Origin of the sequence: Paenisporosarcina macmurdoensis, assembly GCF_042658845.1 — a bacterium.
Classification (GTDB): Bacteria; Bacillota; Bacilli; order Bacillales_A; family Planococcaceae; genus Paenisporosarcina; species Paenisporosarcina macmurdoensis.
Genome location: NZ_JBHSRI010000007.1, coordinates 153064 through 177544 on the forward strand (window position 1 = coordinate 153064; position 24481 = coordinate 177544).

General features: G+C 37.0%; 23 protein-coding genes and 1 other annotated feature. Of the genes, 18 read left to right on the plus strand and 5 right to left on the minus strand.

Features of this window, described 5'->3' with window-relative positions; all coding sequences use genetic code 11:
* Nucleotides 1–252: 252 nt before the first annotated feature.
* From ACFPYN_RS07265 to ACFPYN_RS07295, 7 genes are all read left to right on the plus strand, one after another.
* On the plus strand, nucleotides 253–1470 hold the full coding sequence (locus ACFPYN_RS07265) for an ATP-grasp domain-containing protein (RefSeq protein ID WP_377733317.1): 1218 nt from the start codon (nucleotides 253–255) through the stop codon (nucleotides 1468–1470).
* A gap of 12 nt (nucleotides 1471–1482) precedes the next feature.
* Complete coding sequence (locus tag ACFPYN_RS07270) at nucleotides 1483–2505, plus strand: YheC/YheD family endospore coat-associated protein (protein ID WP_377733318.1); 1023 nt, start codon at nucleotides 1483–1485, stop codon at nucleotides 2503–2505.
* A gap of 94 nt (nucleotides 2506–2599) precedes the next feature.
* The gene (locus tag ACFPYN_RS07275; RefSeq protein WP_377733319.1) at nucleotides 2600–3013 is read left to right on the plus strand and encodes a CotY/CotZ family spore coat protein; all 414 of its coding nucleotides are present in this window, start codon (nucleotides 2600–2602) and stop codon (nucleotides 3011–3013) included.
* 160 nt (nucleotides 3014–3173) lie between these two features.
* Nucleotides 3174–4139, plus strand: a complete 966-nt coding sequence (gene argF, locus ACFPYN_RS07280; protein WP_377733320.1) for an ornithine carbamoyltransferase — start codon at nucleotides 3174–3176, stop codon at nucleotides 4137–4139.
* Nucleotides 4140–4279: 140 nt separating this feature from the next.
* Nucleotides 4280–4489: a helix-turn-helix transcriptional regulator gene (locus ACFPYN_RS07285; protein ID WP_377733321.1), complete on the plus strand. Its 210-nt coding sequence runs from the start codon at nucleotides 4280–4282 to the stop codon at nucleotides 4487–4489.
* Nucleotides 4486–4986, plus strand: coding sequence for a hypothetical protein (locus ACFPYN_RS07290; RefSeq protein ID WP_377733322.1), 501 nt, complete (start codon nucleotides 4486–4488; stop codon nucleotides 4984–4986). Before ACFPYN_RS07285 ends, ACFPYN_RS07290 begins: the two co-directional genes overlap by 4 nt.
* Nucleotides 4987–5433, plus strand: coding sequence for a small multi-drug export protein (locus ACFPYN_RS07295; protein ID WP_377733323.1), 447 nt, complete (start codon nucleotides 4987–4989; stop codon nucleotides 5431–5433).
* Nucleotides 5434–5469: 36 nt separating this feature from the next.
* On the opposite strand, the gene sspI is transcribed toward ACFPYN_RS07295, so the two are convergent.
* Complete coding sequence (gene sspI / locus ACFPYN_RS07300) at nucleotides 5470–5679, minus strand: small acid-soluble spore protein SspI (RefSeq protein ID WP_377733324.1); 210 nt, start codon at nucleotides 5677–5679, stop codon at nucleotides 5470–5472.
* A gap of 92 nt (nucleotides 5680–5771) precedes the next feature.
* Between sspI and ACFPYN_RS07305 the strand changes: the two genes are divergently transcribed.
* The 3 genes from ACFPYN_RS07305 (at nucleotide 5772) to pheT (ending at nucleotide 10332) form a co-directional block, all read left to right on the plus strand.
* Complete coding sequence (locus tag ACFPYN_RS07305; protein ID WP_377733325.1) at nucleotides 5772–6542, plus strand: TrmH family RNA methyltransferase; 771 nt, start codon at nucleotides 5772–5774, stop codon at nucleotides 6540–6542.
* A 50-nt stretch (nucleotides 6543–6592) separates the two neighbouring features.
* Nucleotides 6593–6827, plus strand: a binding site (T-box leader).
* A gap of 43 nt (nucleotides 6828–6870) precedes the next feature.
* Nucleotides 6871–7908 (plus strand): phenylalanine--tRNA ligase subunit alpha, encoded by a 1038-nt coding sequence (gene pheS, locus ACFPYN_RS07310; protein ID WP_377733326.1) that lies wholly within the window; start codon nucleotides 6871–6873, stop codon nucleotides 7906–7908.
* A gap of 12 nt (nucleotides 7909–7920) precedes the next feature.
* Nucleotides 7921–10332, plus strand: a complete 2412-nt coding sequence (pheT, locus tag ACFPYN_RS07315; RefSeq protein WP_377733327.1) for a phenylalanine--tRNA ligase subunit beta — start codon at nucleotides 7921–7923, stop codon at nucleotides 10330–10332.
* Between the two features lie 300 nt (nucleotides 10333–10632).
* Here the strand turns inward: pheT and ACFPYN_RS07320 are convergent, their stop codons facing one another.
* The 4 genes from ACFPYN_RS07320 to rnhC all read right to left on the minus strand — a co-directional run bounded on the left by ACFPYN_RS07320 (nucleotide 10633) and on the right by rnhC (nucleotide 15380).
* Complete coding sequence (locus ACFPYN_RS07320) at nucleotides 10633–11391, minus strand: hypothetical protein (RefSeq protein ID WP_377733328.1); 759 nt, start codon at nucleotides 11389–11391, stop codon at nucleotides 10633–10635.
* A gap of 13 nt (nucleotides 11392–11404) precedes the next feature.
* Nucleotides 11405–12508: a DUF58 domain-containing protein gene (locus ACFPYN_RS07325; protein ID WP_377733329.1), complete on the minus strand. Its 1104-nt coding sequence runs from the start codon at nucleotides 12506–12508 to the stop codon at nucleotides 11405–11407.
* The gene (locus ACFPYN_RS07330; RefSeq protein WP_377733366.1) at nucleotides 12505–13434 is read right to left on the minus strand and encodes an AAA family ATPase; all 930 of its coding nucleotides are present in this window, start codon (nucleotides 13432–13434) and stop codon (nucleotides 12505–12507) included. Before ACFPYN_RS07330 ends, ACFPYN_RS07325 begins: the two co-directional genes overlap by 4 nt.
* 1007 nt (nucleotides 13435–14441) lie before the next feature.
* Nucleotides 14442–15380 (minus strand): ribonuclease HIII, encoded by a 939-nt coding sequence (rnhC, locus tag ACFPYN_RS07335; RefSeq protein ID WP_377733330.1) that lies wholly within the window; start codon nucleotides 15378–15380, stop codon nucleotides 14442–14444.
* An 89-nt stretch (nucleotides 15381–15469) separates the two neighbouring features.
* Between rnhC and zapA the strand changes: the two genes are divergently transcribed.
* The 8 genes from zapA (at nucleotide 15470) to ACFPYN_RS07375 (ending at nucleotide 24477) form a co-directional block, all read left to right on the plus strand.
* Nucleotides 15470–15730, plus strand: coding sequence for a cell division protein ZapA (zapA, locus tag ACFPYN_RS07340; protein WP_377733331.1), 261 nt, complete (start codon nucleotides 15470–15472; stop codon nucleotides 15728–15730).
* A 4-nt stretch (nucleotides 15731–15734) separates the two neighbouring features.
* Nucleotides 15735–16274, plus strand: a complete 540-nt coding sequence (locus ACFPYN_RS07345) for a CvpA family protein (RefSeq protein ID WP_377733332.1) — start codon at nucleotides 15735–15737, stop codon at nucleotides 16272–16274.
* A gap of 213 nt (nucleotides 16275–16487) precedes the next feature.
* On the plus strand, nucleotides 16488–18191 hold the full coding sequence (polX, locus tag ACFPYN_RS07350; RefSeq protein WP_377733333.1) for a DNA polymerase/3'-5' exonuclease PolX: 1704 nt from the start codon (nucleotides 16488–16490) through the stop codon (nucleotides 18189–18191).
* Nucleotides 18192–18223: 32 nt separating this feature from the next.
* Nucleotides 18224–20587 carry an endonuclease MutS2 gene (locus tag ACFPYN_RS07355; protein WP_377733334.1) on the plus strand — a complete coding sequence of 788 codons (2364 nt, stop codon included), beginning with the start codon at nucleotides 18224–18226 and terminating at the stop codon, nucleotides 20585–20587.
* Nucleotides 20588–20686: 99 nt separating this feature from the next.
* Entirely contained in the window at nucleotides 20687–21100 is a 414-nt protein-coding gene (locus tag ACFPYN_RS07360) for a DUF350 domain-containing protein (protein WP_377733335.1), read from the plus strand.
* Between the two features lie 218 nt (nucleotides 21101–21318).
* Entirely contained in the window at nucleotides 21319–23016 is a 1698-nt protein-coding gene (locus ACFPYN_RS07365) for a long-chain-fatty-acid--CoA ligase (RefSeq protein WP_377733336.1), read from the plus strand.
* Between the two features lie 87 nt (nucleotides 23017–23103).
* Complete coding sequence (locus tag ACFPYN_RS07370; RefSeq protein WP_377733337.1) at nucleotides 23104–23685, plus strand: TetR/AcrR family transcriptional regulator; 582 nt, start codon at nucleotides 23104–23106, stop codon at nucleotides 23683–23685.
* A gap of 18 nt (nucleotides 23686–23703) precedes the next feature.
* A complete protein-coding gene (locus ACFPYN_RS07375) occupies nucleotides 23704–24477 on the plus strand; it encodes an enoyl-CoA hydratase (protein ID WP_377733338.1) in 774 nt (257 codons plus the stop codon).
* Nucleotides 24478–24481 lie beyond the last annotated feature (4 nt).

Consider the following 24481-nt stretch of genomic DNA (forward strand, 5'->3'; position numbering starts at 1 on the left):
GGGAATTTACTATGAAGAATAGTGTGCGATTGTTCACTTAATATACGTAATTTAACTTAAGTTATTAGTATTCGTATGGATATAAACACCTTTCATAGCCTAAGTGAATACATATATTAAAGCATATTATTGAAGGACTAAGTTAAATTAGAAGATATAACAATGATGACTTATTTTAAGGTGAGTGTAGTAGGCTTTTGAAGATTTAATTAGTAAGTAAAGATTGGTTTCTTTACTAATAAGGAGGATGACATGTACACAATTTTATTTATTGGCACTAAGAAATCCGGCTCAAGTAGAGAAGCAATTAAAGCAGCTGATCGCTTAGGATATCTTACGGTATTGTTAACTGAAAAAATAAATTATATAGAGCAACGAAAAGAATTTCCAGATGTTTCACAAATGATCTATTTAGAAGATCTGACAGAAGATCATATCCGAACGGAGTATAAAAGACTTCAACATCAAGGAAGAATTATAAAGGCGATTATTAGCTTTGTGGATCCTTATGTATCTTTAGCTGCAGAACTTATGAATGAATTATGTAATTCAAATATCTCTGTAGAAGCTTTTAAAAAAATGGAAGATAAAATCCTGACGAGAAATACGTTACAAAAAAATGCAACGGCTCCCAAATATGATGTATTTCTTCCGAACGACGAATTGGGAAATTTTATTAATAAGGGACATAGTTATCCGCTAATTGTAAAATCACCTGTTTCTGGAGGATCGAAGGATGTCTATTTAGTCCAAAATAAATTTGAAATGAAAAAGAAAATAGAAAAAATTTCAAAGCTTTATCCAAATCAAGATATTTTAATCGAAGAATATTTAGATGGACCTCAATATATAGTGGAGGTTCTCGTGCATAAAGGTAATTTAAATATTGTTGCTATTGTAAAACAGGATATCACCAAAATAATAAAATTTATTGTAACCGGTTATGAAATACAACCTGATCCTGAAGAAAGTTTATACAGAAGCTTGTTTGATGCTGTAGAATCGATCATTAAAGATTTAGGAGTAGTAAATGCTGCGTGTCATCTTGAAATTAGACTTGTACATGGTAATTGGAAGTTGATTGAGATCAATCCAAGAATATCTGGCGGAGCCATGAATCGAATGATCGAAGAAGCATATGGAATTAACTTAGTAGAAGAAACGATGATGTCTTATCTCGATAATGAACCCGATTTAGAGAGAAAACACGAACAAAATATATATACCCATTATCTTATTATTAATTCATCTGGGAAACTATTAAAAGTGACAGGTAAAAACATGGCCACTAATCTACCTGGAGTGAGAGAAGTTTATATAAAGCCACGTAAAGGAGCAAGTATGATCCCTCCAATATCAATGGGGCAGCGATATGCTTATGTGATTGCCTCTGGAGATACACCAGAAGAAGCAAAGAAAAACGCAGTAAACGCAACGAGTCATATTAAATTCTATTTGGAGCCTTTATAGGAGATGAGTGAGATGGTAACGGTCGGAATGCTTCATTTTAGAAAACATCCTCAAAAGGTTAAGAAGGCTTATGCTTGTGCCGCTGTTGCTAAAATGGAAGGTATTGAATTTTTTTATTTTTCTCCAGGAAACGTAAAATTCGAAGAAAAAATGATCAATGGATATATGTTCGAAGAAGGAAAATGGATTCAAAGAAAAATGATGTTTCCGGATGTAATTTATAATCCTACCAGTTTAAAAACAGTAAAAGGAAAAAAAGTCTATCGTAAACTCAAAAAGATTATCCCCTTTACAAGTCATTCCATCGGAAACAAATTAAAAGTGTACAGAAAAATTAAGGAAATGGCCGAATTCTCCAACTATCTAATTCCATCTGCAAAAATCAAGGGACCACAAACAGTAGTAAATGCATTAAACGATTATAAAAAAATAGTGATTAAGCCATTGTCTGGAAATAACGGAAATAATGTTATTTATATCGAGAGGGATAACAATCAATTTAACCTCATCAAAGGCATCAAACAAAGTACAGTTGATGAAGCTGAACTAATTTCATTTATTGAAACTCATATAAAAGAGAAGATATTTTTAGTTCAACCATTTGTATATTGTAAGACTAAGGATGGACTCCCTTTTGATATACGAATTCATGTACAAAAAAATGGTTTAGGAGATTGGGATACTACGTTAATTTATCCGCGTATTGGTTCTAAAGACGGAATCGTCAGCAATGTTAGTAGTGGAGGCTACACTGGGAAACTCGATAAGTTTTTAGAAGGAGAATTTGGATTAGAAAGTTATGATATCAAGAAGGCTTTAGAACATTTTGCGCTACAGTTTCCAAAAAAATTTGATGATATGTATATAAGATCACTGGATGAGCTCGGAATTGATATCGGGATAGATGAAAATAAAAAGATATGGATATATGAAGTGAATTGGAGACCAGGTTATGGCTATCGCGTGTTTGATGCTGCAAGGAATATTATTCCTTATGCTGCATATCTGGCCCTTCAAGATAAGAAAGTCGTATAAATCGATTTCGTTATTCAACCCAACCTTTGTAGATCTATCCATGTAAAAATATAAGTAAAATATATCATTTGCAAAGGAAGGGGGCGAATAAGAGATGGATAAAATAAGTAGCATTTGTCTTGCAATGAAAATATTACAAAAAGAACAAAAACTAGTAACTGAAAGGGACGTGGGTCTAAAATTCATAAATAAATCTCGAAAAATGGATACCATTCCCTTTATGCTTTTTAACATGGATAGTCAAAAACCATTTACGGTTTACTACAAAGGAATCGCAACTCCGTATTTCCGTTTAGAAAAATTGAATGAGGAAACGTGTTGTGCAGAATTGTCACTACTCGAAGCTATTGATATGGATGGATATCCAGTGGACTCATATGAAGATGTTTACTCTCTTAGGAAAACAGATACATGCATAATTGTTGTTCTAAGTTGTTTCTGTGTAATTAATCCTCTTCCTCCTGTAATTGTAAACAAACCACTCCCTCATATTGAACCAAAATGTTAGCTTAACGAATTAGCTAAATATCTATAGGTAAATACACAAGAAGAGCGTCCTGTAACAAGACGCTCTTCTTTTTAGTATTATTACATAATTATTCACTTGCTTTTATATCTATGCATAATTATAATAAGGAATACATAATAATATATGGGAGTGGATTTTTATGAAATTATTAGAATACGTTAACCTTGAAGTGGTTGGAAGTGTAAAAGGAAAAGATTTATTGACTTGGTTTGATTATTCATCCACAGAAGTGAAGAAGTTGTTAGAACTAGCGGGTGCATTAAAGAGTTTAGCGAAAAGTGATGTACATCCTCCATTACTAGTTGGGAAAACGGTGGGTCTTATCTTTGAAAAGCACTCAACAAGAACGCGTATTTCATTTGAAGTAGGCGTGAATCAATTAGGTGGTCATGCAATCTATATGCATGCAAGAGATTTGCAAATCGGACGTGGAGAACCCGTTTCAGATACTGGAAAAGTCTTATCTGGATACTTAGACGGCATTATGATCCGTGCTAATTCTCATAAAATGGTCGAGGAATTGGCTCATGCTGCAACCATTCCTGTCATTAACGGCTTAACCGATTTATTTCATCCATGTCAAGCCCTAGCAGATCTATTAACGATTCATGAAATCAAAGGCTATTTACAAGGACAAAAGTTAGCCTATGTTGGAGATGGCAATAATGTTGCACATTCACTCATAATCGCTTGTGCTCATCTTGGAGTAAATGTATCAATCGCCTCGCCGCTTGGATTTGAAGTAGACAGTAGCATATTAGCGAAAGCACAAAAACTAGCTGTATTAAATGGATCAACAATTGAAACGACTATGAATCCAATTGAAGCAGTGGAAAATGCAGATGTTATATACACAGATGTCTGGACTAGTATGGGGCAAGAAGAAGAAACAGCCGCTCGACTACAAGCATTTGAAGGGTATCAAATAAACGAAGAACTCGTTCAGCATGCAAAACCTGATTACTTATTTCTACATTGCTTGCCTGCACATCGTGAAGAAGAAGTAGCAACGTCCATTATTGACGGAACACACTCAGCGGTATTCCAACAAGCAGAAAATCGTTTACATGCACAAAAAGCCATTTTGGCATCTATCCTTTCCTAATACAAAAAAGTTCCTGAGTAATCTCTCGGGAACTTTTTGTTTGGAAATTTTTTGTTTAAAATGTTAAGTATTATTTACATTATGTTAAGAATAGTATACATTAAGAATATAATACTTAACATGGAGGAGAGAAGAATAATATGCTCCATAACCGAGTTAAAGAACTGCGTGCACGGTTTGGATTTTCACAAGGGGAGTTAGCTGAACGAGTTGGTGTAACAAGGCAAACCATCGGATTCATCGAAAAAGGGGAGTTTTCACCATCAATTACATTGTCTTTAAAGATTGCGAGAGAGTTTGAAATAAAAGTAGATGAATTATTTTGGTTGGAAGGGGAGATATCAAAATGAAAAAAGATATTCGAGTACAATACCCATTATACCAAATGGCGTTTATCGTATTGTTTGGTTTTATGGCATTTAGTATCATTGGAGTCTCTAAAGAATTCAATCATAACTCTGAAGGATTTAGTTATTCTTTAGAGTTTAATCAAATTGAGTCAATCTTCTTGCTTGGAGCGCTTTTCATTTCATCGATCGCTGGTCTTATATTCATACGAAAAATCTATAGTCATAATAAACAACATCCTGATCAAAAACTATCAATGTGGCAAATTAAACCCATAGAATTTTTAGAACAAGACGAGGGAATGACGCACATCACTAGAAGAGCAGCCCAAAAAGTATATACCTTTTTCGTCTGGGCTCTCCCTTTCTTTGCAGGTATTTATATGGTTTTTGAACTGCCAAGATTTTGGGTGATTATCGGGATTTTATTTTTAGCATTAATGCAGTACTTAATTTACTACTTAGAAATCAGGAAACATCTTAGAGAGGATGAGGAGTAAATGTGGGAATATTTTTTAGTGTTTTTAGGGGCGGCTATTCCATGGCTTGAAATGGCATTAGTCATTCCACTTGGTATCATTAGAGGTTTAAATCCATTTTGGGTTGTAATAGTGGGATTTGTTGGAAATATGGTCACCGTAATGGCTTTAATCATTGGATACGATCGTTTTAATTTATGGCTTTCAAAGAGAAGAGAAGGCAAAGAACAAAAAGAATCCAAACGTAGCGATCGTGCGAAGAAGATATGGAATAAATATGGACTTCCTGGCATGCTGTTGCTTGGACCCGTCTTAATTGGGACACATATTGCTGCGTTCATAGGTATGACGCTAGGTGCAAGCAAAAGACAGACGACTATTTGGTCGGTAATCAGCATTGCCTTGTGGGCATTGGTATTCGGTATTTTAACGTCACTTGGTTTTGATTTCTTTGTGCGTGATATATAAAAGGAAAAAAGTCTCCGTTGCAAACGGAGACTTTTCCTATCCTTGAAATGATTGTTCTAAGTGTTTCAATACTGATTCTTTTTCCGGTTCTGGCGCGGTTTGCCACCATTTTTCAAAAAATACACCAAGCCCAGGTAGTAAGTGTTCTTCTCCACGTTTAATTGCATCTTCAACGACGTCACGGATTTGTGAAGCGTCGTTTCCAATCATGTTAGCCGTTATTGCATCTCGAATTTGAAAGTCCATAATCTCGCCTCCTCACACATCATTTTGTCCGCTCCCCTCGCCACTTATACATGAATTTGTTACACTTAAAGAAAAAGGTGGTACAAATACAAATGAAACGCATTGAATCCTCATCAAACGCACAAGTGAAACATTGGAAAAAGCTTGTAACAATAAGAAAAGACCGTGACAAATCAGGAGAATTTTTAGTTGAAGGCATCCATTTAGTTGAAGAAGCTTTGAAGCAACCCTCATCAGTTCTAACACTTATAGTTAGAGAAGGAATGAAGATTCCAACTAACTGGAACCTTGAAGGCATTACTATGGCAGAAATAACGATGGAAATTGCAAAAGAAATTGCAGAAACTGAATATTCACAAGGCATTTATGCACATTGTGTTCAACCTACGTCTACTCAAGAAGAGCAACAAAATTGGACGCGAATCTTGATGATCGATGCAGTTCAAGATCCAGGCAACGTTGGAACAATGATCCGTACTGCAGATGCAGCTGGTATAGATGCAGTTATATTAGGAAAAGGCACAGCAGATGCTTATAATCCGAAAACTGTGCGTTCTGCTCAAGGTTCCCACTTTCATATCCCCATCTTAAAAGGTGATTTATCTGATTGGCTTCGAGCTTTCAAAAGTCAAAAAATACCAGTTTATGGCACATCTTTAAATGACTCGGTGACATATAATCATGTAGAACCTCAGTCGCGATTTGCTTTAATTATGGGCAATGAAGGCAGTGGATTGTCACAAGAACTTCTTGTGAAAACAGATATGAATTTAAAAATCCCATTATTAGGACAAGCTGAATCATTAAACGTCGCTGTCGCTACGGGAATTCTTCTTTATACATTAATTCCAATGGAAAAATGAATCTTGATGAAAAATTAAATTCCGCGTATAATAGATAGTAATTTGATACGTTAAAAGCTGTGACCGGGAAGAGTACATGAACTCCTTTTATGTAGGAAGTTTGCACCCAGACTGAAAGTGCAAATATAGAAGGTTCATCGAAGTTCACCCCGCGAGTTGCCATCAGGACCAGCGATTGCTGTAAAGATGTGCCGGTGAAGAGCCGTTAATTCAATGAAGTGATTACGTCTGGAAACTCAGCGTAGTAATCAGGGTGGTACCGCGAAATAGTTCCTCGTCCCTTTTTCAGGGGCGGGGTTTTTTATTTTTTTAGAGGGAGGATTTACAAATGCAAGCACAATTACAACAATTGAAACAAGAAGCGATTGGCAAAATAGAAGCCGCTTCAAGTGTGAAAGAACTACAAGATGTTCGAGTAGCCTATTTAGGGAAAAAAGGCCCGATTACAGATTTGTTAAAAGGCATGGGGAAACTTCCTGCTGAAGAGCGTCCTAAAATGGGGGCACTTGTAAACGTAGTTCGTGAAGAAGTAACGTCCGTTTTGGATGAGCGCTTAGTGTTATTAGAAGACGCGGCTATTCAACAACAACTTGAAAATGAATCGATTGATGTGACATTACCAGGTCGTCCAGCAAAAACTGGAAATCATCATCCTTTAACACGAGTAGTAGAAGAAATTGAAGATTTATTTATCAGCATGGGATATGAAGTTGCTGAAGGTCCTGAAGTAGAAAAGGATTACTATAACTTTGAAGCATTGAACTTGCCAAAAGGACATCCTGCGCGTGATATGCAAGATTCATTCTACATTTCTGAAGATATCTTGCTTCGTACACATACATCTCCAGTTCAAGCTCGCACGATGGAGGCAAATGGTGGAGAACCGATTAAGATTATTTGTCCAGGTAAAGTGTATCGCCGTGATAGCGATGACGCGACGCATTCACACCAGTTCACTCAAATCGAAGGTCTTGTTATTGGCGAGAATATTCGTATGAGTGATTTAAAAGGAACATTATCTGTATTTGCGAAGAAAATGTTTGGCGATGATCGCGAAATTCGCTTGCGTCCAAGTTTCTTCCCATTCACAGAGCCTTCTGTTGAAATGGATATTTCATGTTTCAAATGTGGAGGTAGTGGCTGCAACGTTTGTAAAAAAACAGGGTGGCTTGAAATTTTAGGTGCTGGTATGGTACATCCGAATGTATTAGAAATGGCAGGATATGATTCGAAACGACTGTCAGGATTTGCATTTGGAATGGGACCAGAACGTATTGCGATGTTGAAATATGGAGTGGAAGACATTCGTCATTTTTATACGAATGACGTGCGATTCATTTCGCAATTTCACCGGACTGAAGTGTAAGGAGGAGATCACATGTTAGTTTCAACTAAATGGTTAGCTGATTATATAGATATAAATGGGGTAGATCCAGCAGAACTTGCAGAAAAAATTACGCGTTCTGGGATTGAAGTAGACGCAGTTATCGATCGTTCTCATGGCATGACAAACATAGTAGTCGGAAATGTTTTAGAATGCGAAAAACATCCCGAAGCAGATAAATTATCTATTTGCCAAGTTGATGTTGGGGAAGAAGTTACACAAATTATTTGTGGCGCTCCAAACATAGCAAAAGGTCAAAAAGTAATTGTTGCACGTCCAGGTGCAGTATTACCTGGTGGAATCAAAATTAAAAAAGCAAAGCTTCGCGGAGAAGAATCAAACGGCATGATTTGCTCACTTCAAGAACTTGCTATTGAAGGCAAGCTTGTACCTAAAGCATATGCAGAAGGAATTTACGTGTTACCTGCTGATACTCTAGCTGGGACAGATGCACTTGAAATTCTTGGTTTACATGATATTGTGCTCGAACTTGGTTTAACACCAAACAGAGCAGATGCTATGAGTATGTTAGGCGTAGCATATGAGGTTGGTGCCATTCTTTCGGAAGATATGAAGTACCCTGAGATTAGCTATTCGACATCAACTGAAGAAGCTGCAAATGTCTTAAAACTTCGTGTAGAAGACATGGATGCAAACCCTCTGTATATCGCAAAAGTCGTGAAAAATGTAAAAATCGGTGAATCTCCATTATGGTTGCAGCAACGTTTGATGGCTGCAGGCGTTCGTCCACATAATAACGTTGTGGATGTAACGAACTATGTATTAATGGAATATGGTCAACCGCTTCATGCATTTGATTATGATCGTTTGCAAACGGGAGAAATCGTAGTGCGCGCTGCTCGTCAAGGTGAAAAAATTACGACGTTAGATACACAAGAACGTGAATTAGCGTCACATCAATTAGTCATTACAAATGGTCAAGAAGCAGTAGCCATTGCTGGAGTTATGGGTGGATCGAATTCTGAAGTTCATGAAGGCACGACAACTGTCGTTATTGAGTCAGCATACTTCAAGCCCGCTTCTGTTCGCCAGACGTCAAAAGATCACAATCTGCGCAGTGATGCGAGCTCTCGCTTTGAAAAAGGTGTGGATCCGAACCGCGTAGAAGCAGCTGCAGAACGTGCTGCTCAACTAATTGCACAACTTGCTGGAGGAGAAATTCTTAAAGGCAGTGTGAAAGTAGATGAACTAGATAAATCTCAAAAAGAAGTGGTTGTATCTCCAGATTTCATTAATAATCGTTTAGGAATGAAAATTCCTTTAGAAGATATGACGTCTATATTAAGTCGTATAAAATTCGATTTCGAAGCGGCTAATGGTTTGCTTTACATCAAAGCACCGACACGTCGTCAAGATATTCAAATTGAAGAAGACATCGTAGAAGAAATTGCTCGTATATATGGGTACGACGAAATTCCATTAACACTACCTGAAGGAGAATCAACTCCAGGCGGCTTAACTCCTTATCAAGCACAACGACGAATTGTTCGTAACTACTTGGAAGGTGCTGGATTGCAACAAGCGATTACGTATTCGTTAACATCAAAAGAACTGGCGCAGAGCTTTGCCCTTGAAACTGCACCTGTAACAGAATTATTGATGCCGATGAGTGAAGATCGTAGCACATTACGTCAATCGTTAATTCCACATTTACTTGAAGCTGCGACCTATAACGTTGCGCGTAAAGCAGATGCTGTAACGATGTTCGAAACCGGTTCCGTGTTCTTAGGAGAAACGTCAGAAGGACTTCCTCATGAAGAAGAACATGTTGCTGCAGTTATGACAGGTAAATGGCTTGATCATAGTTGGCAAGGCGAACGCAAATCAGTCGATTTCTTTGTGTTAAAAGGAATCATTGAAGGCTTATTTGCGAAAATCGGATTAGACAAACATGTGTCATTTGAGCAAGCGCAAATGGACGGTCTACACCCTGGTAGAACAGCGACCATTAAACTTGCCGATAAAATGATTGGACTTGTTGGCCAATTGCACCCAACAGAACAAAAGAAACGTGATTTAAAAGAAACCTATGTAATGGAACTGAACATGGCGAAACTATTAACTTTCTCCTTAGAACCATTATTGTACACACCAGTACCACGTTTCCCATCTATCTCACGCGATATTGCGTTAGTTGTGGAACGAGCGAAAGCAGCTGGTGAATTAGAACAAATCATTCGCAGTGCGGGTGGTAAGTTATTGAAAGATGTACGTGTCTTTGATTTATACGAAGGCGAGAAAATGGAACTAGGTCAAAAATCGGTCGCATTCTCTCTAACGTACGAAGATCCAGAACGTACATTAACAGATGAAGAAGTCGTGAAAGCTCATTCAAAAGTGTTAAAAGCTCTTGAAACAGAAGGTAACGCACAACTTCGAGGATAAATATAGAAGAAGAGGTAGATTCAAAAGTGGTTATCACTTGAGAATCTACCTCTTTTTTTAGTTCACAGATAAGAAAGTTCTGATGGCATGAACTCAGTGTTCCTAGTATTTTAAAGAATAGGCTATGGTAACCTGTTCCGTTGATTTCCGTTATAGCTCACTACCATATTTCGAAGCTAGCGCAGCGATGCAGACTATTTGCTTTAAAGATTGCAATGCAAAAAATTGGAGTCAAAAATACAAAGAAGAAGCAAATTTGCAAATCAAAATAATACTAATTCTCTAAATCGTAATCGTCTTTTACAAATTGAGACTATTTTTTATAAATTTTAGTTCCTCTTCTGTACAATTCTTCTCACCATATCGAACTTTTTCATATATAGGAATAATTTCTAATGGACCTTTAATTCTCTCAAACCATTCATTAATCGTTTCAGCCTCTTTTTTGATGTTTTTTCCAACTAATCTAGCTTCCCACTCCTGTAACAATTTTCGAATTTCATGTTTTGGGATTGATGCTTCTACACTTTTCTCCTTAGTAAAAAATGGAGTTATTTCAGTTCCAACTTTATTTTTTAGTTGGGCTAGTTTTTTGGGGTCTACCTCAACCTCATATTGGTTATTGCTTCTTCCATTGTTTTTCTTTTTGTAACGCTTTCTTAGAAGATATATGGTGATGAATAATAATATGACCAAAAGTGAATAAAAGACAGCAACTTTTAAATAAGTTCTTTGAGTTGTATCTTCAGATGGCAATAATTTTTCTCTGAAATTTAAAACGGGTAAAACCTCATCACTACCCTTTTTTTCTTCTGCAAATTTCAGTTTTACAGTTGGCGGTTTTGTAAGCCATTCTACTAAATTATTACTCTTTTTATCTTCTTGAATTTTCTTTTCTTCAGTGGGAAGTTTTATAAAATCTTCGAATAACTCATTATTATCATCACTAAATGTGGACTTTATTTGTTTAGATACAGAAAGGGAGGTAAGCGCTAGCAAACTGCTGAGAACTAAACCGACTATTAAAAAAAGGGATATAATAAGCAATTTCTTTTTCATTTAGATCCCCCATTTATTGTTTTATTTGCACCCAATCTTTGAAAAGGGTCGGGTCAGGAGGCGACCCGATTATAAGAGCCAAAGAATTTCTATCCTTTAACCTAAATACATAATTATAAAAGCTCTTAGAAGATAAAAAGACTCCTTTTGTCTCGATTAACGTGACGGTTTCAATCATTTTTTTTAGTTGCGATCTACTAGAATGACTATCAACTTTAAGAACTCCATCTTTTAATGTAGTGTAATTCACCAACAATTCTACCTTACATCCTTCCTTGGAAAGGACGTTATAAGCTGATACTGCGTATTCAATAAGTTCTTCCATATCATGACGCAATTGAAAACTTAAACTCCCCACGATATTTAAAAAGATCGAGTACTCGTTGCCATTTACTTTTTCATATTTTTTTGCGACTATTTTGCTTTCCTTTGCGGTAGCTAACCAATGAATATGGCGGAAACTTTCATTCTCATAGTTTTTGGTCCCCATAATTTTGGTTTCATCCATATAAAAGGAGTGGTTCGTCATCCTATTTCCGTAAATAATTGATTTTAATTTAATCTCATTTATCTTTAGAATTCTTGGTAGAACGATGAATGTAGGAAGGGAGTTTCTAGAATAGACTAATCGAAAGGCTTGTAAATGGAAGGGATCCTTAAGAAATATTTCGAAATTCGACCAGTTATGATGTCCACGACTTTTACCTTTAATAAGAACCTTGACCACTTTTTTCGAATTAGGAAGCACATCCACTATAATCTTTTCCATACTACTCTCTACGTTCTCCGAATTGAGAAAGACAATATTCTTATCATTCTCACTCTCAATTCGAATCTCTAAGTTGAAAAGAGGGAGGTGAGAGTCGTTTGATATCTCAATAAAACACTCTTCTAAGTCATCAACACTTGAAGAGAGACTATACTTTTTAAATTTCCAGGAAACCTTACTTTGCACAGTTTTAAGATACACATAGGATAACAAGACCAAACTAAAAAAGAAGGCAAGGAGAACCACAATTATATAACTTTCCAGAAAATTAAATACCAAAAAAAGCACTGACAATAAACTTAAGGTAATGGGCGATGAGAAAATGGTCTTTTCTTTTGCTACGATCATCTTGACTCTACAGCAACAGGCGTTAGGTCTATTATTTCCTGTACGATATGTTGTTTAGTGGTCTTTACTTCACCCTCTACATTTAATGAAATTCTATGGGCTAACAAAGGTTGAGCTAATGCTTTTACATCATCTGGAATACAGAAATCTCTCCCATGTATAAATGCACGTGATTGAATTGCTCTCATAAAGGCAAGTGACCCCCTGGGGCTTACGCCGATTTCAACATATTTATGATGTCTAGTACTCTGAATGATTTTCATAAGATAATCTTCAATATCATCTGAAATTAATACTCGTTTAACCTCTTCTTTCAAACGCATAATCTCATTAATAGATATGACACTTTCAATGGTTTCAATCGGGTTACCCATTCTGAATCTCTTAAGCATATTTTTCTCATTTTCATAAGAAGGATAGCCTTGTTTAATCGTTAATAAGAAACGATCTAATTGAGCTTCGGGTAGTGGGAATGTACCAATGGAATCAAATGGGTTCTGAGTACCAATAACAATAAAAGGTTTTGGTAATGGAAAAGATTCTCCACCTAATGTGACAGTCTTTTCTTCCATTAACTCAAGTAGGGCGGATTGTGACCGTGGAACAGCTCGGTTTATTTCATCAATTAATATCACGTTACTGAATACTGGACCTTTTCTAATCTTAAAATCACTTGTTTTGACATCAAAATATTCTTGACCAATTATGTCAGAAGGTAAAGTGTCAGGTGTAAATTGTAATCGATTAAATGTGCCATCAATACTTTTTGAAAAACATTTAGCCATCGTAGTCTTACCCGTGCCAGGAACATCTTCCAATAAAACATGGCCATCACTTAACAAAGCAATAATCATCAGCTCAATTTCATTCTCTTTATCAATCATTACTTTTGATATATTTTGTACTATATTTTCCAACACGCAAATGCCCCCTATGCGATTCCATATGTTTCTTACGATTTATTTTAATAACTTTCCTTGTCTTAATTACTTCGACACCCCTCGAGAAATTCCTTTTTATACCATTAATACCTTTAATAGATTATCTCTAGTTAAATTTAAATAGAATTTTGAATGTTACAAAACTGGCCGCTTCTGAACACAACACTATTCGTTATTAAAGTTTTGAAAGAATATTTAAAAGTCACTAGCTTGAATGAAATGGAAACTTTGAAATCATTATTTATTTATCGGTCGAGGTTAGTTAAATAAGAATTTTTTTATTATTGGTACTGTTTGGGTTGAATAACGTATTAATTAAATAGGAATAAATTAAATTGAGGAGAAGACCATAATTAACAAATTCGGAGTTATGTCATTGCTGATGTTTAGTAGTAGCATTATTGCTTTTTATATTTTGAGAGGATCAGACGCTGATGTATATGTTGGCATGAAAATTTTTAGTGTTCTATCGATTATTTGGATTGTATTTGCACCAAGAAACAAGTTGTGGATTTAATTGGAGGGATTCTAAACTACTGCATATTGGTCATGGCTATTTTTCTAATACTCGCAATGGGCATAGATGAGCCTTAACCTATGGAAGAGAACAATTAAAAGACGTAAGAATAAATATCAGATAAAGAATTTAGTTAGAGGACTTAAAATTCCATTGTGCCCTGGCAATCAAACGTATTATATTCCAATATGCTTTGACACATGATGAATTAAAAGATGATTGGAGTGGAAGACGGCGACTCCTGCGGGAATAGCATGAGCGGAAGACCCCGCAGGAGAGCTTGCTCTACGAGGAGGCTGAGGCCATGCCCGCGGAAAGCGCCCGTCTGTAACGGAAGTCAACCACTTCTAAATAGAAAAAGGGAACTACCTTTGTCATATTTTATGACTTTTAGGATAGTTCCAGCTTTTTCATTTTCAGGTGTATCAGGTTAATGTGCAAAGCGTACCGGAAATCTCCTTAACTTCTACAGTCCTTAAAGTTTTCTTTTCTTATTAGCAAGAGCGATTGCTTTGCCTGTATTCGCAAAATGTTTTTTCGTAATAGAAGTCAAGAATTCTTCACCTTTTGTTAATAAAAGCCTTGCTGCCATTTCATCCACTTTAGAACCCGCACCCTTAGGTATGGTGATGCCGGCTAATAAACTGAGCTTATCCATCTCTTCCAAAAATGCGACGCGAGCTAAAATCGAAGCTGCTGCAACTGAGACGTGAAGTTGTTCGGCTTTCGTTGAAAATAGGACATTTTCACGAATGATTTCCTTTTCAGCTTTTACATGGTTGTAGTAAATGCCACGTTCTGCAAATTGATCGATTAATATAAACTCAGGTTTTTCAGGAGCAATTTTGGTGAGCACATGTTTCAGCGCTTGATTATGTAACAATGCTTTAATTTTGCCTTGTGACCAGCCCTTTGCTTGCACCGTGTTATATTTTTCATTGCCAAGTACCAAAATTTTGTAAGTAAGGGCATCTTTTAGATCAGGAGCAATTTTTCGCATCAAATCATCAGTTAACATTTTCGAGTCTTTTACACCTAGAAACTGAATGAGTTCAATTTTGTCTGCAGGCACGTAACATGCTGCGACGGTCATTGGTCCAAAAAAATCACCAGTTCCAGTTTCGTCAGATCCAAGTACTGATTTTAAAGCAAAGCTCTCAGGCAATGTATCTCCTTTTGTTGAACTGATTTTTTTAGCTGATTTTTCTTGAGTCGACCCCCAACGCATCGCTTCTCTACTAGACCCTCCACCTTGAAATAATACTTTGCCTGACTTATAAGCAGTAATTGATGTGTCTGATAGTTTTGCCGCAAAAATCACTCCTGGAGCCTTGCGTTCAATTCGGTTAGATGCATAATGAGACATCACTTCTTTTAATTGAGTTGCGGATAGTACAATAACCTCGTTTGACATAAACACATTCCTTTCTAATGGTGCGTATTCCCAAGTCTATCTATTTCATGGTATGATATATATTAGGATTTTGATGAGGAGGGTACCCTTTGTCAGAGCAACATAAAATACGAGTTTCGGTAGATATTTATGGGCAAACGTATAAAATGGTCGGTTCTGAAACGAGCGGGCATATGCGTCTAGTTGCTTCAATGGTTGATGATAAAATGCGAGAAATTAATTCGCACAGTCCCTCATTAGATAGTGCTAAACTAGCTGTCCTTACAGCAATTAATACAGTTCACGAATATGTTAAATTAAAAGAACAAATTGAACAACTAGAAGAAGAAATCAAAAGGTTAAAGGGCTGAATAAATGTTAGATATTATTATTTTACTTGCGTTATTAATAGGGTTATTCGTAGGTGCTAAACGTGGACTAATTGTCCAACTGATACATATGACTGGTTTTATCATTGCGCTTGTTGTCGCTTATACGTATTATAAACCACTCGCAGAGAAATTTGTCTTGTGGATTCCATATCCTACCGTAGACTCGAGTTCAAGACTTACATTTGCGATTGATAAACTTGATTTAGATCAAACATTTTATCAATTAATCGCATTTGCACTTATCTTTTTTGTTATAAAATTCGCGTTGCAACTAGTTGCATCCATGTTTGACTTCCTATCATACTTACCAGTTTTAGGGTTTATTAGTAAAATCACTGGAGCAGTTTTAGGATTTATTGAATTTTACGTCCTATTGTTTATATTAATTTATGTGGTGGCATTGTTGCCAATCGCACCTTTCCAAAGTTTAATTGAAAACTCTAGTTTAGCGGAGTCTATGCTAACAAAAACTCCATTTATATCAGAGACGGTTAAAAATTGGTGGTACATCTATACTGAGTAGTAACTTCTCTCTTCCTGATGAGAGGAGTTTTTTTTAAGAGGATGTTCAAAAAGTCCGCTTAAAATAGCTGTCGTATCTCTTCATTGGCTTGCTTCTCCGCTCCTCACGTATCAAAACCATACGCTGCGGTGCTCGAAGGCTACGCCGCCTCGACCTACTCGGCTCTTTTAATGCTCCTTTTTGAACAGGGATTTGAAGAATGGAGGAATCGTTATGAATAAAAAAATCATTATCCAAACTTTAGAGAAAATTGCTTTATATATGGAATTAAAAGGTGAAAACCCGTTTAAAGTGTCTGCTTTCCGAAAGGCGGCTCAAGCACTTGAGCTTGATGCAAGAAGCCTTGCTGAAATGGACGATGTGACGAAATTAAAAGGCATTGGTAAAGGAACGGCCGCTGTTATTGATGAATTGATTGAAACTAGCAAGTCATCCGTATTGCAAGAGTTAGAAGAATCTGTGCCAAGTGGTTTATTACCTCTATTAAAACTTCCAGGTCTAGGTGGAAAGAAAATAGCTAAGTTATATCAAGAACTTGGTGTGGATTCAGCAGAGTCTTTAAAACGAGCTTGTGAAGAAGGAAAAGTTCAAGCTCTAGCAGGTTTTGGTGCAAAAACACAAGAAAAAATCATGAAAGAATTGGACCAATTTGAATCAAGGCCTGATCGTTTACCCATTTGGCGTTTAGAAACGGCTGTTTTAGTGATTGAAGATATCTTGAGTAAAATCACACAGATTGACAAATTCTCAGTGGCTGGAAGCTTTCGTCGTGTAAAGGAAACGAGTAAAGATCTTGATTTTATTATCGCAACTACAGATATTGTGGCAGTGAGAGAAGCTCTATTAAAAGACTTACCCGTAACTGAAATTATTGCAGCAGGTGACACAAAAGTGTCAGTAACTATCGATTTTGAAGAATTGATTGATGTCGACTTCCGGTTAGTTGAACCGGCTGCATACATAACGGCACTTCACCATTTCACAGGTTCAAAAGATCATAATGTCAAACTCCGTCAATTAGCTAAATCTCAAGGGAAGAAAATTAGTGAGTATGGAGTGGAGCAAGAAGACGGCTCAAATCAAACATTTGAGTCTGAACAAGATTTCTTCGCTCATTTTGGACTTCCTTATTTCCCACCGGCTGTCCGTGAAGATTCTAAAGAATTTGACCGTCAAGATGAGCTGAAAGATCTCATACATGTGGAAGCAATTAAAGCAGATTTGCATATGCATACCACACAATCAGACGGTGCTCATACATTGCGTGAAATGATTGAGGCATGTATGGAAAAAGGCTACACCCATATGGCGATTACGGACCACTCACATTATTTACGAATAGCAAATGGCCTATCTGCGGAACGTTTGCGCGACCAGATAACAGAAATTCGTAAAATTCAAAAGGACTATCCATCGATTCAAATTTTGGCGGGTACTGAAATGGATATATTACCGGATGGTTCGCTCGATTTTGATGATGAACTTCTTGCAGAGCTCGATTTTGTCATAGCATCGATTCATTCAAGTTTTAACCAACCCCAAGAAAAAATTATGGAAAGACTTTTCACGGCCATGAAAAATAAACACGTCGATATGATTGCCCATCCAACGGGACGCATTATCGGAAAACGTAATGGCTATGATCCAGACGTTTCACAATTAATTAAATGGGCTGCAGAATATGGGAAAATTCTAGAATTAAATGCAAACCCACATCGACTAGATTTAGCAACGGAATATTTAATTGAAGCACAAAACTTAAACGTACCAATTGCCATCAATACAGATGCACATGCTATTGAACAATTAAGATTTATGGAAATTGGTGTGAAATATGCACAAAAAGCGTGGTTAAAAGAAGACTTAATCGTCAATACATGGTCTTATGATAAGTTGAAGAATTATTTAAACGATTAATGTCCATTAAAGAAATAGAGGAGGTGTTTTGAATGATAACCAAACGAGCATTGAAAACACTCGAATTTGATAAAGTGAGAGAGCAAGTTGCCAATTTTTGCACATCCTCACTGGGACGAACGCAATTAGACTTACTTGAACCTTCTATCGTGTTACATGAAGTTAAGCGATTATTAGATGAAATGGATGAAGGGTTAGATCTTCTTCGCGTTCGAGGAAATGTACCAATGGGTGGCATATTCGATGTGCGCGCCCATGCAAGACGTGCTCAAATCGGTGGAATGTTAAGTCCGACTGAACTAATGGAGATAGCGAGTACCATTCGTGCTAGTCGTATATTACGTCAATTCCTTGAAGCTGTAGAAGCATCAGAAGACATAAAAATCCCATTCTTTATCGAACGAAAACAAGCACTTCCAATCTTAACGGCACTTGAACACGAAATCATTGCGTGTATTGATGACAATGGGGCAGTTTTGGATAGTGCCAGTAGTCAATTGCGTACGATTCGTCAGCAATTACGTTCTCAAGAAAGTCGTGTACGTGAAAAATTAGAAAGTTATACACGGGGCAAAAATGCTTCGAAAATGTTATCTGACTCCATTATCACAATAAGAAATGATCGATTTGTTATTCCTGTAAAACAAGAGTACCGTGGAAGCTATGGTGGGATTGTTCATGATCAGTCATCTTCAGGACAAACATTATTTATTGAACCTGATGCAGTCGTGCAAGCGAACAATGAAATTCGTCGACTTAAAATGAAAGAGCAAGAAGAAATCGAGCGTATTTTATTGGCCCTATCTCTAGAAGTTCAAACGGTAGCTCATGATATATTTGGACTCGTTCAAATTTTGGGTGAAATTGATGTAATTTTAGCAAAAGCAAAATATGGTCAAGCACATAAATGTACGAAACCAACAGTCAACGATCAAAGTATCATACGTTTAGTGAAAGCACGTCATCCATTATTGAACATAGAAGAAGCGGTTGCGAATACTATTGAATTTGGCGATGACATAACAGCAATCGTCATCACTGGACCAAATACTGGTGGTAAAACAGTAACGCTCAAAACAGTAGGTCTGTGTACACTAATGGCTCAAGCTGGTATTCCTATTCCGGCGTTAGATGGCTCTGAAGTGGCTGTATTTGATCAAATTTTTGCAGATATAGGTGACGAACAATCCATCGAACAAAGCTTGAGTACGTTCTCTTCTCATATGGTCAATATTGTGGATATATTATCAAAATTCGATGAACGTAGCCTTGTCCTATTTGATGAACTTGGAGCAGGTACAGACCCGCAAGAAGGGGCAGCACTTGCCATTTCACTGTTAGATGAAGTACATGGTCGAGGTGCGCTTGTCATGGCAACGACTCATTATCCAGAATTAAAAGCTTACGGCTATAATCGACCGGGTGTTGCAAATGCTAGTGTTGAATTCGATGTTGAATCCTTAAGTCCGACGTATAAATTATTAATTGGCGTACCTGGTCGCAGTAATGCTTTTGAAATTTCAAAACGACTAGGGTTGCCGAAACATATTATTACACATGCGCAATCCTTTACAGGGACAGACCGACATGAAGTGGAATCAATGATTGCTTCGCTTGAAGCTAGTCGAAAGCAATCTGAAAAAGATGCGGAACAATCCAGTGTATTACGCATTGAATCAGAGAAGATTAAAGCGGATTTGTCTGCTCAATTGCAACAACTTGAGGAACAAAAAGATAAAGTCGAACAAAAAGCTAAGGATAAAGCACGCAAAATTGTGGATGACGCAAGAAGAGAAGCTGAGGGTATTATTGCAGAACTACGAACCATGCAAAAAAATGCTCAACATGTCATAAAAGATCACGAATTAATTGATGTACGAAAACGCCTTGAAAAAGCCGCTCCTGAAAATACAGTGTTGAAGAAACAACAACAAATCAAAGCACGCCAAATGACCCTAACAAAAGGTGACGAAGTCAAAGTCTTAAGTTACGGTCAAAAAGGAATCTTGTTGGATAAAGTTTCGAACACGGAATGGAGTGTTCAAATCGGTATTTTGAAAATGAAAGTAGCTGAATCCGATTTAGAGTATCTCAAACCAGAAAAACAAAAACAAACAGTGGCCATGTCTCATGTTAAGGGGCGTGACACTTACGTAAAACTAGATTTAGATTTACGTGGTGAGCGATTTGAAGATGCCATTCTGAGAGCTGAGAAGTACATTGACGATGCTATTCTGTCTAGTTATCATCAAGTATCGATTATTCACGGAAAAGGTACAGGGGCACTGAGACAAGGCATACAACAATTCTTGAAAAATCATTCTCGTGTCAAAAGTTATCGCTTTGGTGAAGCGGGTGAAGGCGGTCACGGTGTTACCATCGTGGAATTAAAATAAACGACTCAGTTCCATCGTTATGATTTGTTTGGATTCCGATATTTGAAACCAAAAAGCGTTTCATACGTAAAAGCTAGAAACGTTTGAAGGAGTAAACATATGTTAAGTATGAATTTTTGGCAGCATCCCTTAGTGGAAACAGCTGGTTATTTTAGTGTTGTTGTGTTGTGTTTGATTTTAACGATGGTGTTGTTTGAAATCGTTACGAAATATAAAAACTGGCAAGAAATTCAAAAAGGCAATCTGGCTGTAGCCATGGCAACGGGCGGTAAAATTTTTGGAGTAGCGAATATTTTTCGTTACGCCATTGAAAACCATAATTCCCTTCCTGAAATGATCGGATGGGGTTTATATGGTTTCGCTTTACTTATCGTGGCGTATTTCTTATTTGAATTTTTAACGCCAAAATTCAATATTGATCGAGAGATTGAAAATGATAATCGCTCTGTAGGATTTATTTCTCTATCCATTTCTGTTGGATTGTCATTTGTCATTGGAGCAAGTATTTCATAGGAGTGGTTAAAGTGGAAAAACTAGCAAAAGTATTACTTGTCGTGTGTGTTGGATTTTTCATTGTCGGCATCATTTATTTGTACGGAAAATAACGAAAAAAGCATGGGATGTGTAAAATGTCCCATGCTTTTTTTAATTTAAATTGAAAGCGGATACATGTTTCTCTATAATGAAGAATAGGAATATTCAAACGATTATAAAAAAGGGGGAAATAGAAAATGACAACAAAGCCATGGTTGGCGCAATATCCACCAGAAATTCCGCATACATTGTCATACGAAGCAATTCCGGTTCAGGAATATTTGACACGTGCTTTTCACGATTATCCTGAAAAAATAGCCATACATTTTCTTGGGAAAGATGTCACGTATCGAGAGCTCTATGAATCTTCTTTAAAGTTTGCTAATTATTTACGCTCTCTCGGTATTCAAAAAGGCGATCGTGTTGCGATTATGTTGCCGAACTGTCCTCAAAATGTTATCGGCTATTATGGGATTTTGTATGCTGGCGCTATTGTGGTTCAAACGAATCCGTTATATACGGAACGTGAAATTGCTTACCAAATGAAAGATTCGGGTGCAAAAGCTATTCTTTCACTCGATATCTTGTATCCACGTATTTCAAAGGTCATTAAAGAGACAGAATTAGAAAACATTATTATTACTGGCATTAAAGATTATCTTCCATTCCCGAAAAACTTACTTTACCCATTTGTTCAAAAGAAACAATATGGATTTACCGTAAAAGTTGAACATCGTGGAATGAATCACTTATTCCCGGAAGTCATGAAGGTAGGGAAAGCTGAAAAAATCGACGTGCCTTTTGACTTTGAAGAAGATGTGGCGATTTTACAATATACAGGGGGTACTACTGGATTCCCTAAAGGTGTTATGTTATCGCATAAAAACTTAATTTCGAATGCCACTATGTGTAATGCTTGGCTATATAAGAGTAAAAAAGGTGAAGGTACGATTTTAGGCATTCTGCCATTCTTCCATGTGTACGGTATGACGACCGTGTTAATATTATCGGTCATGCTCGGTAACCGGATGGTGTTATTACCTAAGTTTGATGTTGAATCAGCTCTGAAAACGATCGATAAACAAAAACCAACTTTATTCCCAGGTGCACCAACGATATATATTGGATTATTAAATCACCCGGACATTGCAAAATATGATTTATCATCCATTGAAGCTTGTTTAAGTGGTTCCGCACCGTTGCCAATTGAGGTGCAAGACAAGTTTGAAAAAGTCACAGGTGGTAAATTAGTAGAAGGCTATGGCTTAACAGAATCATCTCCTGTCACACACGCAAACTTTGTTTGGGCGAATGAACGTATTAAAGGGTCAGTTGGTGTTCCGTGGCCAGATACAGATGCTGCTATTTTCCAAGTGGATTCTACAGAGCCAATGGCAATAGGTGAAATTGGAGAGATTTGTGTTCGAGGTCCGCAAATTATGAAAGGCTACTGGAATCGTCCAGAAGAAACCGAACATACAATGCGAGATGGCTGGTTACTGACGGGTGACTTGGGGTATATGGATGACAAGGGTTACTTCTATGTAGTTGATCGCAAGAAAGATATGATCATAGCGGGTGGATATAATATTTATCCTCGTGAAATTGAAGAAGTTCTGTACGAACATCCGGCCATTCAAGAATGTGTAGCAGTTGGTGTGCCAGATGCTTATCGTGGAGAAACCGTAAAAGCTTATATTGTCTTAAAAGAAAATGAACATGTTACTGAAGAAGAGCTAAATGCATTCTGCAGGGAACATTTAGCATCATTTAAAGTTCCAAGAATCTATGAATTTAGAAAAGAGTTACCAAAAACAGCAGTAGGTAAAATCCTTCGTCGTACATTAGTAGAAGAAGAGAAAGAAAAATATAAAGAAGCAAGTGCTACGACGTAACAGTCCTTGACAACAGTACTTCTTCAGTCTAAGATGAAATTGTGAATGAACATTCATTCACAATTTCATTTTTTTGGTGGTGATACTTTGAAACGAGACAAACCTAAGTTTAAACAAATAATCGACGCAGCGGTAGTAGTGATTGCGGAAAATGGGTATCACCAAGCGCAAGTTTCCAAAATCGCGAAACAAGCAGGCGTTGCTGATGGAACCATCTATTTGTATTTTAAAAACAAAGAAGATATTTTAATATCTGTATTTCAAGAAAAAATGGGTTTATTTGTTGAAAACCTAAAACTCATTATTAATGATGGCACATCATCTTCTGAAAAACTACTAAAAATGGTGGAAAATCATTTTCGTGTATTAGCAACAGATCACCATTTGGCCATTGTGACTCAGTTAGAACTGCGCCAATCTAATAAAGAAATTCGTTTAAAAATTAATGAAGTGTTGAAAGAGTACTTAATGTTACTCGATGATATTTTGATCGAAGGCATTGAGAACGGCGAATTTAATGCAGATTTGGATATTCGTCTTGCGAGACACATGGTCTTTGGTACAATTGATGAGACGATAACCACCTGGGTAATGAACGAACAGAAGTATGATTTGATGAAATTAGCTCCTAAAGTTCATAAATTATTACTCGGTGGTATGAAAGCATAAGTGAAGGGATGGACGTCTATGGAATTTTTAAGTTGGACTGTAGAAAATCACGTTGCGAAAGTAACGATTAATCGACCACCAGCAAATGCATTATCACGCGGACTTATCATGGAAGTAAACGAATTAATGAATGCTGTTGAGCATGATGATAGCGTTCGTGTTATCGTTTTGCACGGGGAAGGTCGTTTCTTCTCAGCAGGTGCAGACATTAAAGAATTTACTCAAATTAAAACGGGGGAAGAATTTTCAGCTCTAGCTGCTAGCGGACAAGAAATTTTTGAACGTCTAGAACGTTTCTCGAAACCAATCATCGCTTCGATTCATGGTGCTGCCCTTGGTGGTGGACTTGAACTTGCTATGAGCTGTCACATGCGTATAGTATCTGAAAATGCTAAACTAGGATTGCCTGAGTTACAGCTTGGCTTGATTCCAGGTTTTGCAGGTACTCAACGTCTTCCGCGTCTAGTGGGTATGCCGAAAGCAGCAGAAATGTTGTTAACAAGTGAACCGATAAGCGGATTAGAAGCCGTTAAATGGGGACTAGCAAACCGTGCTTTTGCAGAAGAAGAATTACTTGCGAAAACAATGGAGCTGGCTACTAAAATAGCTAAAAAGAGTCCAGTTGCCATGAAAGCTGCGATTGAAATGCTACAATTCGCGAAAACTTATGCGTATAATGAAGGTGTGAAAGCTGAAGCACAGTCTTTTGGAACCGTTTTCATATCTGAAGACGCTCAAGAAGGAATTTCTGCTTTTATTGAAAAACGTGAACCATTGTTCAAAGGAAAATAATCAC